This window comes from Aquimarina macrocephali (assembly GCF_051627225.1).
Classification (GTDB): Bacteria; Bacteroidota; Bacteroidia; order Flavobacteriales; family Flavobacteriaceae; genus Aquimarina; species Aquimarina macrocephali.
In genome coordinates this window covers 3,310,423-3,324,008 of record NZ_CP151795.1, presented here as the reverse complement: position 1 = coordinate 3,324,008, position 13,586 = coordinate 3,310,423, and the positions used below count along the sequence as shown (strand labels likewise).

Sequence of the window (13,586 nt, the reverse complement as noted above, 5' to 3'; positions counted from 1 at the left end):
TCTAAGAAGTTATTAGTTTTACTAGGCAACTGAAGTGTTTGCGTTTATCCTAAGTTAAAAACAGTAATCTTTGAAAAGAGATATTTATATTAGATTAGGTATAGTCCTTTTCTTATACACTATATCATCCTTTTCTTACTTATAAAAATTAGTAAGAGAATGTTTCTCAAAACAATCTCTTACTAAGGATCCAAAAAATAAAACGACAGATAATAATAAACTACGATACCTATCATTATTTATTGATTGCATATTGAGATGCTTCAGGAAGATCTTTTAAAAAATTAATTACTACGTTAAAACTTAATCCGAAAATTGAGATAAAATATTTCATAACTGTTTGGTTTTTAATTACAGTTATAAATTTATACCATATTTACATTGGTAAGTTCAAAAAATCGTTAACCAACCTAAAAGAATAATTAAAACGACCTTTACATTCGATGAAAGGTAAATTTCGCGTTCATATCAAAAAGTATATATATTACCTTTATGTGATACTTATCTGCGCATAGCATATAGAGATGCCCCTGGTAATTCCTTTATAAAACTGATAAAAGTTCTAAAAGTTAATCCAAATGTAGTGTAAAAATTTTTCATAAGAAACTGATTTTAAATTGTTCACATAAATTTAAGCACTACTAAAATAAGTGGTAAAACAAAAATGATAATTTCGATATAAATACTTAAAGAGCTGGGTAAAAAGTATATGAAATATTGAAAAACCACAAAGTGGGTAGTCTTTTTCCTTCAAAACAAAAAATGAAATACGGGGAATTATCCCCAATATTATGGAAAAACCACAATGTATTAACGATTAAGTACTTGTATTTTTATTCAAAAAACCTTAAAAATCAAACTGATAGGTTCTTTTAAGGGATATTTAAGTATTTATGAGTTTGAAGAGAAACTTTCCATTTTGGATTTTTCATAACATAATCCACAATCAGAGGAATGATTTTTTCGCGAACACTCCACTCGGGTTGAAGATACAATACACAATTATCAGAAACTTTGTCTGCTTGTCCTTCTGCAAATTCAAAATCACTTTTGTTATAAACGATGCATTTTAATTCATCAGCTTTTTTATAAACTTCTTCTTTTGGAAGTTTTACTTTTTTGGGAGAAAGACAAATCCAGTCCCATTCTCCTGTTAGAGGGTAAGCGCCGGATGTTTCAATGTGGGTTTTAGCCCCTTTATCTTTAAGTCTCTGAGTTAGCAATGTCATATCCCAGGTAAGAGGCTCCCCTCCAGTAACTACAATTACATTACTATATTTTAAAGCATTTTCTACAATAACATTTGTATCTGTTGGAGGATGTAGATCTGCATTCCAGCTTTCTTTCACATCACACCAATGACACCCAACATCACAACCACCGATTCTAACAAAATATGCTGCCGTTCCTTTATGAAAACCTTCTCCCTGAATAGTATAAAATTCTTCCATCAAAGGAAGCATCTTGCCATCATTTACCAATTTTTGTATACTCTTTTGCATAAGGCTGCAAATGTAAATAATAATAAATTACGATTTCAGAATAATTACACCTTAAAAGATTCTTCTAATCAAAATTAAAAAATACTAATAAAAAAATAGCTTAATCCGTTATCTATAAAGGCATACTACACCATTAGCTCTATTCAGATTTAACAGCAATACATTCTATTTCGATCTTAGCACCAACTGCTAATCCTTTTGCTGCAAAGGTAGTTCGTGCTGGTTTTTGAGGGAAATAAGTTTTATACACTTCGTTAAAAGCAGAAAAATCTTCTATATCAGCCAGAATCACAGTACATTTCACTACATCCTCCATATTCATATCATGGTGTTCTAAAACTGCTTTGATATTTTCCAGAGTTTGTTTTGTTTCGGGTTGTATTCCTCCTGTCACCAATTTTCTTACACTATGATCCATTCCTACCTGACCAGACAGAAAATATAGATTTCCTACCTGTACGGCATCAGAAAAAGGAGCGGTTGATTTTTTGGGTTCGTGAGTTTTATGAAAAACCACCTCATCTACAGGCTTTATAACTTCTGTATTACAACTCATAAAAAAAGCAAAAAGGCAAATTATCAGTATTATTTTTTTCATGGATCTGGAATAATAAAAAATTAGTATTGTGATTTACTTTATATTAAAAGTAACTTATAATTTCTATAGAAAAGTTAAGATTCCTATTTTTATGCAAAATTATATTTAATTATGAGCGATAACCAGGCATTTCTTGAACATATTAACGAAGGTTATAAAACCAAAGGTGATTTCCTAACTATGGGAGCAGCCATGTACAATGGCGAAACAGTAACCGATGCTCATGTAAAAATCCCCTTAAAAACATTAAATCGCCACGGGTTAATTGCTGGCGCTACTGGTACGGGCAAAACTAAGACTCTACAAGTACTAGCAGAAAACTTAAGTGAGCAAGGAATACCTGTACTTTTAATGGATATAAAAGGAGATCTTAGTGGGATTGCAGCTGCCAGTCCTGGTCATTCTAAAATTGATGAACGTCATGAAAAAATAGGTATCCCATTCGAAGCCAAAGATTTTCCTGTAGAGATTTTATCTCTTTCTGATCAGGATGGTGTTCGGCTTAGAGCTACAGTAAGTGAGTTTGGACCAGTTTTACTATCCAGAATTCTTGATGTTACTTCAACACAAGCTGGGATTATCTCTATTATATTTAAATATTGTGATGATAATAAATTGCCACTATTAGATTTAAAAGATCTAAAGAAAGTTTTACAATTTTCCACTCAAGAAGGCAAAAAGGAATTAGAGAAGGATTATGGACGTATTTCTACTGCTTCTACTGGTTCAATTTTACGTAAAATAGTCGAATTAGAACAACAAGGAGCAGATCTCTTTTTTGGCGAAAAATCTTTCGAAGTTCAGGATTTATGCAGGATCGATGAAAATGGTAGAGGTATAATCAATATCATTAGGTTAACAGACATACAGGATAAGCCAAAGTTGTTTTCTACATTTATGCTTAGTCTTCTTGCCGAAATATATGGTACTTTTCCAGAACAGGGAGATAGCGGAAGACCAGAACTAGTTATCTTTCTTGATGAGGCTCATCTAATTTTTAAAGAAGCTTCTAACGCACTTATGGGCCAGATCGAGAGTATCGTAAAATTAATACGATCCAAAGGTGTAGGTCTTTATTTTGTAACTCAAAATCCAACTGATGTCCCTGATGGAGTTTTGAGTCAATTAGGGCTCAAAGTTCAGCATGCACTAAGAGCGTTTACTGCCAAGGATAGAAAAGCGATTAAACTTACTGCAGAGAATTATCCAATTTCAGAATATTATGACACTAAAGAAATACTTACTTCCTTAGGAATTGGTGAAGCTTTGGTATCTGCTCTTGATGAAAAGGGACGCCCTACTCCACTGGCAGCAACTATGCTACGCGCTCCTATGAGTCGAATGGATATACTAAATGATGGTGAACTAAAAACTTTACTTAAAAAATCAAAGCTTATCCCTAAGTATAATGAAGAAATAGATAGAGAAAGTGCCTATGAGTTGTTAAATGAAAAAATTGAGAAAGCGGAAGCAAAAGAAGCAAAAGCTGCCGCCAAAAAAGAAAGAGAAAAGCTAAATAGAAGCTCATCCAGCTCTCGATCAAGAGGCAGAAGAACCAGTGCTACAGAAAAAGCAGTAATCAAAGTACTAACTAGTGCCACTTTTATTAGAGGGGCTTTAGGAGTGCTGAATAAGTTATTGAAATAATTTACGTTTATAGTTTAACAAATCATTTAATCATCTAGTTATGGCAAAGAGAATGTTGAAAATCCTTCTTATTTCACTATTAATGTATAGCTGTCAGAAAGAAAAAAAACAAAATCCTTTTGAGATTACCAATAATAGAATAGGGTTATTAACCAACGAAATACAAGTCAAAGAATTAGACTCTATCTATGCCAATGATTCTATTGCAAAGAGAGCTACAGGAGGTCAGTTTCTAAATAATGCAAATGAAATAGAGGTTTATGAAAAAGGAGGAGTGAAACTATTAGTTTTAGAAGCTCAAAAAGAATCAGACCCAACGTCTACTATAGAAAATATTCAAATTGTAGACCCTAGATACAAAACTGCTTCGGGCTTATCTTCTAATGGTATTTTTAAAGATATCAAAGACCATTACAAGATCTCAAAAATTAACAATACACTAAGTACAGCAGTGATATTTGTAGATAGTATCCAAGCTTATTTCACTATTGATAAAAAAGAATTATCAAAAAAGTTTCAATCTACTACAGATATAGAAATAACAGCTACAGATATACCAGATGCTGCAAAAATCAAACACTTCTGGATAAGTTGGGAGGCAGCGAATTAAAAAGTAAAAAAATGAGTAAAAAATATCATATCCAAAAATCCCCTTTTATCGTACCCACTACCGATGGAAAATTAATAGAAGAGCATTTTGGCATGGCTACTGATCAGAATTCCCAAATTAGCATAGCGCATATGATTGCCCCACCTCATTGGAGTGAGCCTTTTCAAACTCCAGAATTTGATGAATACACCTATATTATTAGAGGCAAAAAGCAATTTATTATAGACGGTGAAAAAATAATACTAGAATCGGGACAATCTATTAAAATCAAAAAAAACACAAGAATTCAATATACTAACCCTTTTAATGAAGAATGTGAGTATCTTGCCATTTGTCTCCCTGCATTTACTATGGAAGCAGTACATCGTGAAGGTGAATGAAAGAAAAATATAAAAAATACTTGCCTCATATAATTGGAAAATACATCCAGTTTCTTTTCTTTTTTTATCCAAAAAAGGCAATCAATAAAGCATACATCTTATTCTGCACCCCTAGAAAAGGTAAAATATTACCCGAACAAGAAGATTTTCTAGAAGAAGCAGAAGACGAAATGGTTCTTATTGATACTATTTATATACAGACCTATAGATGGTCAAGTATGGGGGAAACGATTTTATTAGTTCATGGATGGGAGAGCAATACGCATCGATGGAAGGTACTTATACAAAAATTACACAAAAAAGGATTTAATGTAATTGCTTTTGATGCACCGGCACATGGTAATTCTACAGGAAAAATACTAAACGTTCCTTTATACACTAAGTGCCTTCAAAAAATAGTTGAACTCTATCGGCCTAATCATATGATCGGGCATTCTGTAGGTGGTATGACAACTATATTTCATCAATATACCTACCCAAATAAAGAAATAGAGAAATTAATAGTACTGGCACCGCCTTCAGAATTATCCAGGATCATGAAAGGATATCAGGAAATATTAAAGCTTTCTCCAAAGTTCATGAAGGCATTAAATCAATATTTCAAAGAAAAACATGGTTTCTATTTTGAAGAATTTTCGATGACAAGTTTTGCTAAAAACCTAGCGCTTAACGGACTTTTAATTCATGATAAAAATGATGGTATCGCTCCTTATAGCGAAGCCGAAGGTATTAGCAAAAATTGGAACAATGCCCAATTTATTACTACAGAAGATTATGGTCACTCCCTGTTTTTTGATGAAGTTGATAATATGATTATTGATTTTTTGAAAGCATAAGACATAAACAAATTCTAATAGCATCATTTTTTAGAAAAAAAAGCACTTCCCTCATTTAAAAGCACCGTTTACTCATTACTGTTTTCCTAAAACCCATCTTCAGCATAGATTTACGATAAATCTAAATCATGAAAAATTTAATATACATCTTCTTAATATTCTCTAATTCTTTCGCCTTTGCACAAATTAGAGGAAACGCAACAATTATTTCCAGACAAAATATAATTGCTCCTGCAGAATTGGCAAATGCTGATATTTATGGAAATCAAATACAACAATTCAGGCAAAAGGATTTAATACCAAATCCAGTAATAACAATCGACGCTAAAGTGTTAAACAATATTATTGCCGATTCGTATACCGCAATTTTTAATATCGTTCAAATTGGAAAAACATCTCAAGAAACCAATACACTAATGAAAGAGAGAGTAGCAAAGGTAAAAGATGGATTGCGTACTAAAGGTATTTTAGAGGGAGATATTGTTATAGATGTCATATCATTTGTTCCTGTATACGAAACTGTAGTAGAAAAAAAGTTATTTAGCAAAAAATACAATGAAGTTCCTAAAGGTTTTGAATTACAACAAAATATCCATGTAAAATTCACTAATGTAAATCAATTTGAAAAAATACTTGCTACCTGCGCAAATAACGAAATTTATAATCTTGTCAAAGTAGATTATTTTATAAACGATATACAAACCGTATACAAACAACTACGTACAGAAATATTGAAAACCCTAAAAGAGAAACAACAATTCTATACTGATTTAGGTTTTGACTTAACATCATATCGTCCAACAATTGCAGATACTAAATATTGTCATTTTCCAAAAGAATTTTATAAAAACTACCAGGCTTTTCATAGCACCTCTTTAGAAACTCTTAATAAAAAGCAAGGGATTGTAACTGCAAAAAAACAAACCACATATTATTATGATCCTATCACTTATAAAGATTATGATATGGTTATAAATACATCAATAGTTGAACCTGTAGTGCAAATAGGTATGGAAATAAAACTACAGTACACACCTATACCAAAAGAGCAAAAACCAATTGAAAAAGAAATTACAAATCCGAAATATTTCTTAATCTCACCAGATGGAAACATCGATATTAAAGAATTAAAATTAAACTAATACCATTTATCATTTTGTTATAACCGTTATCTTTAAATGTTATCTTTGTACACTATTTATATTTTATGCTTGAAAAAACTTTCACAAGACTTAATAAATATCTAAGCGAAGTTGGCTATTGCTCACGTCGTGAAGCAGATAAATTAATTGATCAGGGACGTGTAACCATTAATGGTAAAGTACCAGAAATGGGAACCAAAGTTACTCCCGATGATATTGTTCGGGTAGATGGTGAATTAATAAATAAACCTAAAGAAAAACACGTATATCTTGCTTTTAATAAACCTGTAGGCATTGTTTGCACAACAGCACAAAATGAAAAGGATAATATTGTTGATTACATAAATTATCCTAAACGTATTTTTCCTATTGGTCGGTTAGACAAACCTAGTGAAGGGCTTATTTTTTTAACTAGTGATGGAGATATAGTTAATAAAATTCTTAGAGCAAGAAATAATCACGAAAAAGAATATGTAGTAACAGTAAATAAATTGATTAGTCCATTATTTATAAAACGAATGAGTAATGGAGTACCTATTCTCGATACTATAACCCGTAAATGCGAAGTAGAACAAATTAGCAAATATGATTTTAGAATCGTGTTAACCCAGGGGCTTAATCGCCAAATTCGTAGAATGTGCGAATACCTCGGGTATGAAGTGGTAAAGCTAAAGCGAATTAGAATCATGAACGTCCCTCTTGATGTTCCTACAGGAGAATGGAGATATTTAACAGAAAAAGAATTAGGAGTTCTTAATGCTGATGTTGGAGATTCGAGTAAAACAGAAGAAGCTTCTGTACTTGAAGATACCAAGCCCAAAAAAAACACAAATAACTCGAGACGGTTTACCACTAAAAACGATAAAAAGGGAAATTCTGACAAAAGAAATTCTCGTACATCAAGAGATAAAAAACGAAGAGATCGAAGAAACTAACCATTTTCTCGCTGTTAATTATATCTTAATTTCCCCTTTCCAAAGTTTTTTCCTTTTTTAAAATACCTAAATTGTCTTACTAATCAATTCTCAATCCCATGACCCGAATACTGTTTTCTTTATTTTTTTTGGTAAGCATTATAACCTGGAGTCAGTCAGAATATGAACCTTCAGAAGCACATCCTTTTGGGCAACCAAATCCCAAAGCACCAAAAGAAATTCTGGATTTTGCACCTCTAATAGGAAAATGTAATTGTATCTCACAAACCAGAAATCCGGATCGTACCTGGGGAGAACCGAATAAAATGACCTGGGAATTTAAGTATATTATGAACGGAATGGCCATTCAAGATCAAACATTAAAAGCAGATGGCCGACACTCTGGTAGCATAAGACAATTTAATGCAGATAGTAGTCAATGGTATGTACATTATTATTCATCAACAAGAGCCACTCCTCTACTTTCTTCCTGGAAAGGAAATAAAAAAGAAGGAAAAGTTATTTTATATCGTAAACAAAAAGCTCCTAATGGTATGGATGGTTTTTCTAAACTTAATTTTTATGATATTAATGACAATGGATTTAAATGGCTTGGCGAATGGGTAGATACAAATGAGACCATTTCTTTTCCGACCTGGAAAATCGAATGCGTTAGACAAGAAAACACAGAACAACTCTTTGATGAAGAACTAATAAGAGCTGAGGCAAAAGCATTTTCTGATGCTTACCTAAGGCAAGATTATGAAGCTATTGCAAAAGCATATACTGATAATGCAAAAATATTTCCAACCAATGCACCAATTATTAAAGGATATGAAGCTATTAAAAAAAGGTGGTCAGGATCTAGCGGCTATACTCCGATTGAACATGAAATTATTCCTGAAGAAATTGTAATTCTTGGAGATACAGCTCATGATTATGGAATATATAAAGGAAAAAACAAAAATGATGATGGAACAGAAATAACATATGAAGGAAAATATGTGGTTATCTGGAAAAAAGTTGACAATCAATGGAAAATGTATCTGGACATCTGGAATAGAATAAAAAAATAACCATAATAATTACATTAGAAAATGAATATTTTATCTCCTTTCCATCTGGCGATTCCTGTTCATAACTTAGAAAGTGCCAGAAATTTTTATAAAAATATTCTGGAGCTTGAAGAAGGTAGAAGTAGTGACCACTGGGTTGATTTTAATTTCTTTGGTCATCAATTGGTCATCCATTACAAACCAAAAACAGGTTTAGAAAATAATCATAACAATTTGGTAGATGGTAAAGATGTTCCTGTTCCTCATTTTGGAATTATTCTAGAATGGAGTACCTGGCAAAATTTTGCAAAAAAACTATCTGATAAAAATATTCAATTCGTTATTGAACCATATATCAGGTTTAAGGGGGAAATTGGGGAACAAGCTACTATGTTCTTTTATGACCCTAGCGGTAATGCACTAGAGTTTAAGTCATTTAAAGATGCATCTCAAATTTTTGCAAAATAGAAAATCCCTATATCCCCAGTAAGAGGTTAAAAAATAATATTTCATTAAAAAATGTAAGTATATTCCTACTCAAGCCTTAAGATTTAGGTATAAATTACGTATTATAAAGGATTTTCATTATATTAGGGCTAAAACCAACTTTTTTATTGTTTTTTAACACATTTAACATAAATATAATTTTGTTTTAAACAATTAGTAACCATAATTTCAAAAAGTTTAGTAATGAGAAGAATTATACTTTTTAATATTTTAATGACTTTAATTCTAGTTAGCTGTGGTATTCCTCAGGCTGATTTTGATAAATTAAAGGAAGAAAATGATAAATTAAAAAAAGAAATTGCAGAATGCCAGCTAACTCCTACTCAAATTCTTGAGCAAGCTCATGAATTCTATGACGCCTTAGATTATATCAGAAGTAAAGAACGACTTGAAGTTCTAGTCGATAAATACCCTAATTCTAGTGAGACTAAGAAAGGAAAAAGCTTATTAAAAAAGGTCAAGAAAGAGATTCTTCAAGCTGAAAAAGCACTAAATAAAGATAAATTAACCGAAGAAAGTAATCCTGAGGATTATAAAAAAGCATTTGCAAAAATGCGGAAGAAGTATGATGCTGTTAATGAAGTAACCTGGTATTCAGATAAATCTTCTATACAGGTAAATACTAAAAGTTATTTTCAGACTTATATTGGTAAAAAAGATAGTCGTAAACCATGGTTAGGGTTTTCTATAAACTATTTCACTAAAAAAGATTGGTTATTTATTCAAAGAATCGAAATAGATGTAGATGGTAAAATCTATGATATAGAAGAAGATACACCTGGAGAATTTAATTCGAAAGAAGAATCCGGAGGAAAAAGAGAATGGATTGATCGTGTTGTAAAACAACTTGAGATGCCTATGATAAAAGCGATTGCTTCTGGGAAAAAAGTTAAAATAACATTTTTCGGAAAAGAAAATGTTGATTCGAGAACCGTAAGTAAAGCAGAAAAGAAGGCTATGAAAAATGTTTTGGTAGCTTTTGATGTACTTAGAGAGCTTAAATAAATTATAAAATAACCTAAAGTAAACGGTTTGAAAAGTAGATTGATAACATATTCATTTGCTTTTCAAACCGTTTATTTTATGCAAACTAATACTAAAATAAGGTTCGTAATCGAATACTTCAGTTTTGTGAATGATATCCTAAAAATTCTCCCTATATTCCGCCCCTATTGAATAAAATAGAAAAAGAAAAATGGAATTTATTAAACCCTTGACCTATGGAGTGCCTCTTTTTTTGGCACTAATTTTATTAGAGCTCACCTACAGCAAAACTCATAATCAAAAGGATCTATATAATTGGAAAGACTTAACTGCCAGTTTAACTATGGGTATAGGATCAGCGATCTTAGGGCCATTAATCAAGACTATTTTTTCTATTGTACTCTTTCATTTTGTTTATGAACTTTTTAATCCTGAAATTAATGGGATTCGAACTAATATAATGGGCTGGAAATCCTTTGGATTTGCATGGTATGTTTGGCTTTTATGTCAACTCGCAGATGACTATACCTATTATTGGTTTCATAGACAAAATCATATGGTAAGAGCTTTGTGGGCTGCACATATTGTACATCATTCTTCGGATAATTTTAACTTGGGTACTGCAGTAAGAAATGGGTGGTTTACTCTTCTTTACAAACCATTGTTTTATATGTGGTTACCCGCAATAGGATTCCCTCCAGGGATGGTAATAGTTTGCCTGGGTATTGAAGCCCTATGGCAATTTCAACTCCACTCGGTATATATTCCAAAAATGGGAATAATTGAAAAAATATTCAATACGCATACTATGCATCAGGTACATCACGCCAAAAACATAGAGTACATGGATAAAAATCATGGAGGATTTCTCAATATTTTTGATAAAATATTTGGCACCTGGAAAGAACTAGACGAAGATATAGAAATAAAATATGGTGTTACACATGCTCCTAATTCATATAATCCATGGGTGATCCTCACTCATGAATACAAGGACATATGGAATGACACCAAAAAATCAAAAAACTGGTATCATAAATTCATGTATATTTTTGGCCCTCCCGGATGGAGTCATGACGGTAGTACTTTGACCGTAAAACAGATGCAACGAGAACTTAAGCTTAAAAAGTAAAAAACTTGACAAAAATCCTTATTTTTAAGATTCTTAAGAATATTTATCATTATGGATTATCAAGGTGTCATAGATCAACAACGTTTATTTTTTAATACAAATACGACGAAAGACACCTCTTTTAGAATTAAAGAACTAAAGAAGCTAAAAAATATATTACAAAAAAATGAGAAGCTACTTTACGAGTCTATCTATGCCGATTTTAAGAAATCCGAATTCGAAACTTATGTTACAGAGTTATCCATAATTTATCATGAAATTGATCTTGCTCTAGTAAAAATTAAAAAATGGGCTCGTAAAAGAAAAGCCTCTACAGGATTAGCTAACCTTCCTGGAAGAAGTTATATTATCCCAGAACCATATGGGAATATTCTTGTAATCGGAGCGTGGAATTATCCATATCAATTATCACTTTGCCCAGCGATAGCAGCAATTGCTGCAGGATGCACTGTTATTCTTAAACCAAGCGAAGTGCCATCTCATACCTCTGCGACAATGGCTTCACTTATTAATCAAAATTTTGATCCTGCTTTTTTTAAAGTGATTGAAGGCGGAGTAAAGGAAACATCTGATCTTTTAAAAGTTAAATTCGATAAAATATTTTTCACAGGTAGTGTATCGGTAGGAAAAATCATTTACCAGGCAGCTGCAAAATACCTTACTCCGGTTACTCTCGAATTAGGAGGTAAAAGTCCTGCTATAATTACTAAAGACGTACATATAAATATGGCTGCCAAAAGATTGGTTTGGGCCAAATTTCTTAATGCTGGACAAACTTGTATTGCTCCCGATTATGTTTTAGTAGAATCCTCAATATACGATCAATTTTTATCGGCGATGAAAGATCATATTAATAAAGCTGATTATGAAGTAGCTCATCATAACTATACGCAGATCATTAATGATAAGAATTTTGATAGACTCAATAATTTAATAGATCCCAACAAAATATATATAGGCGGCTTAGGTAATCCTGAAGAGCGGGTGATACCTCCTACAATCCTAAAAGATGTATCTTTTTCTGACAAAGTAATGCAAGAAGAAATATTTGGCCCTATTTTGCCTGTACTTTCATTTGATTCTATCGAAGAAGCTATCACAAAAATTAAAACACTATCCAAACCTCTTTCTTGCTATGTTTTTACCAAAAACAAAGCTGTAAAAAACAAAATTCTAAACGAAATATCCTTTGGAGGCGGTGCTGTAAATGATGCTGTAATGCATTTTGCAGAACAATCTCTCCCTTTTGGAGGTGTTGGTGATAGTGGCATCGGAAATTATCATGGAAAATATGGATTTGATACTTTTTCTCACTTTAAGGGTATTCTTCAAAAACCATTTTGGATAGAACTTAATTTAAAGTATGCTCCATATAGTGCAAAAAAATTGAAATGGTTAAAACGAATTATCGGGTAAATACACCTTAATTAGTCTGAATGATTTTCAACAATTTGATAAAAAAAGCAATTAAGCCTATCGTCGGGCTTTGATCGCAAAGACTAGTGGGTATAATTTCTCTTTTGTAGCAAACATCTTGTTTTCATCCTTAATTAAATCAGGAAAAACCTCATAAGGCGATCCGTCATATTCATTTAAGTATTCTATAGTTAATCCGGCTTCTGTAAGAGAAGATACTACTTCTCCTAATCCATGATTCCATCCATACTCTTTACTAATCATATTAGATTCTGGATTAGCATATGTTCCCTTATATTCTTCATAGATGACATCTTTTTGATGATATCCATATTTCATTATAGGCTTCTCTTTTAAATAATCAAACATCCATACTATAGGGTGAAACTCAACTATATAAAAAACACCGCCAGGTTTTAGTCGTTCAGCAATCATTTTGCCCCAGGGTTTTAGATCAGGTAACCATCCAATAACTCCATAACTAGTAAAAACAATATCAAACTTATTTTTAATGTATTCTGAAGTATCCAACACATTACAACATACAAATTTTGCACCCAGATCCAGCTCTGCATTTAAACTTTTGGCCAATTCGATTCCTTTTTCTGATAGATCAACACCAGTACATTTTGCTCCTAACCTACTCCAGCTTAAAGTATCCTGCCCAAAGTGACACTGAAGATGTAATAATGACTTACCAGACACATCTCCTAGCGCTTCTAGTTCATATTGTTTCAATGAAGTTTTTCCTTTTTTAAAAGCTTCTATATCATAAAAATCACTTCTGGCATGAATATCAACTTTTTTATTCCAGGTCTGTTTATTGGTTTCAAAATAATTGTGTAGTTCTTTAGACATTATGA

General features: G+C 32.0%; 14 protein-coding genes. 11 read left to right on the top strand and 3 right to left on the bottom strand.

Annotation, left to right across the window (positions count from 1 at the left end):
- Positions 1-872: 872 nt before the first annotated feature.
- Together AAFU52_RS14345 and AAFU52_RS14340 are read right to left on the bottom strand one after the other, a co-directional pair.
- Positions 873-1,502 carry a 7-carboxy-7-deazaguanine synthase QueE gene (locus AAFU52_RS14345; RefSeq protein WP_024768964.1) on the bottom strand — a complete coding sequence of 210 codons (630 nt, stop codon included), beginning with the start codon at positions 1,500-1,502 and terminating at the stop codon, positions 873-875.
- Between the two features lie 139 nt (positions 1,503-1,641).
- Entirely contained in the window at positions 1,642-2,058 is a 417-nt protein-coding gene (locus AAFU52_RS14340) for a RidA family protein (protein ID WP_438422382.1), read from the bottom strand.
- Between the two features lie 153 nt (positions 2,059-2,211).
- Between AAFU52_RS14340 and AAFU52_RS14335 the strand changes: the two genes are divergently transcribed.
- The 11 genes from AAFU52_RS14335 (at position 2,212) to AAFU52_RS14285 (ending at position 12,723) form a co-directional block, all read left to right on the top strand.
- Entirely contained in the window at positions 2,212-3,747 is a 1,536-nt protein-coding gene (locus AAFU52_RS14335; protein ID WP_438422381.1) for a helicase HerA-like domain-containing protein, read from the top strand.
- Between the two features lie 40 nt (positions 3,748-3,787).
- Positions 3,788-4,357, top strand: a complete 570-nt coding sequence (locus AAFU52_RS14330) for a hypothetical protein (RefSeq protein ID WP_024768967.1) — start codon at positions 3,788-3,790, stop codon at positions 4,355-4,357.
- Positions 4,358-4,368: 11 nt separating this feature from the next.
- The gene (locus AAFU52_RS14325; protein ID WP_438422380.1) at positions 4,369-4,737 is read left to right on the top strand and encodes a cupin domain-containing protein; all 369 of its coding nucleotides are present in this window, start codon (positions 4,369-4,371) and stop codon (positions 4,735-4,737) included.
- Entirely contained in the window at positions 4,734-5,573 is an 840-nt protein-coding gene (locus tag AAFU52_RS14320) for an alpha/beta hydrolase (protein ID WP_438422379.1), read from the top strand. Before AAFU52_RS14325 ends, AAFU52_RS14320 begins: the two co-directional genes overlap by 4 nt.
- Positions 5,574-5,701: 128 nt before the next feature.
- Positions 5,702-6,715, top strand: a complete 1,014-nt coding sequence (locus tag AAFU52_RS14315; protein WP_438422378.1) for an SIMPL domain-containing protein — start codon at positions 5,702-5,704, stop codon at positions 6,713-6,715.
- Positions 6,716-6,780: 65 nt separating this feature from the next.
- Positions 6,781-7,650 (top strand): 23S rRNA pseudouridine(2604) synthase RluF, encoded by an 870-nt coding sequence (gene rluF, locus AAFU52_RS14310; protein ID WP_024768971.1) that lies wholly within the window; start codon positions 6,781-6,783, stop codon positions 7,648-7,650.
- 98 nt (positions 7,651-7,748) lie between these two features.
- Positions 7,749-8,705, top strand: coding sequence for a YybH family protein (locus AAFU52_RS14305; protein ID WP_161635243.1), 957 nt, complete (start codon positions 7,749-7,751; stop codon positions 8,703-8,705).
- A gap of 21 nt (positions 8,706-8,726) precedes the next feature.
- Positions 8,727-9,152 (top strand): VOC family protein, encoded by a 426-nt coding sequence (locus tag AAFU52_RS14300; RefSeq protein WP_024768972.1) that lies wholly within the window; start codon positions 8,727-8,729, stop codon positions 9,150-9,152.
- Between the two features lie 222 nt (positions 9,153-9,374).
- A complete protein-coding gene (locus AAFU52_RS14295; protein ID WP_152538471.1) occupies positions 9,375-10,196 on the top strand; it encodes a hypothetical protein in 822 nt (273 codons plus the stop codon).
- Positions 10,197-10,386: 190 nt separating this feature from the next.
- A complete protein-coding gene (locus AAFU52_RS14290) occupies positions 10,387-11,307 on the top strand; it encodes a sterol desaturase family protein (RefSeq protein ID WP_035090552.1) in 921 nt (306 codons plus the stop codon).
- A 51-nt stretch (positions 11,308-11,358) separates the two neighbouring features.
- Positions 11,359-12,723: an aldehyde dehydrogenase gene (locus tag AAFU52_RS14285; protein ID WP_438422377.1), complete on the top strand. Its 1,365-nt coding sequence runs from the start codon at positions 11,359-11,361 to the stop codon at positions 12,721-12,723.
- A 57-nt stretch (positions 12,724-12,780) separates the two neighbouring features.
- On the opposite strand, the gene AAFU52_RS14280 is transcribed toward AAFU52_RS14285, so the two are convergent.
- On the bottom strand, positions 12,781-13,581 hold the full coding sequence (locus AAFU52_RS14280; RefSeq protein WP_438422376.1) for a class I SAM-dependent methyltransferase: 801 nt from the start codon (positions 13,579-13,581) through the stop codon (positions 12,781-12,783).
- Between the last annotated feature and the right edge of the window lie 5 nt (positions 13,582-13,586).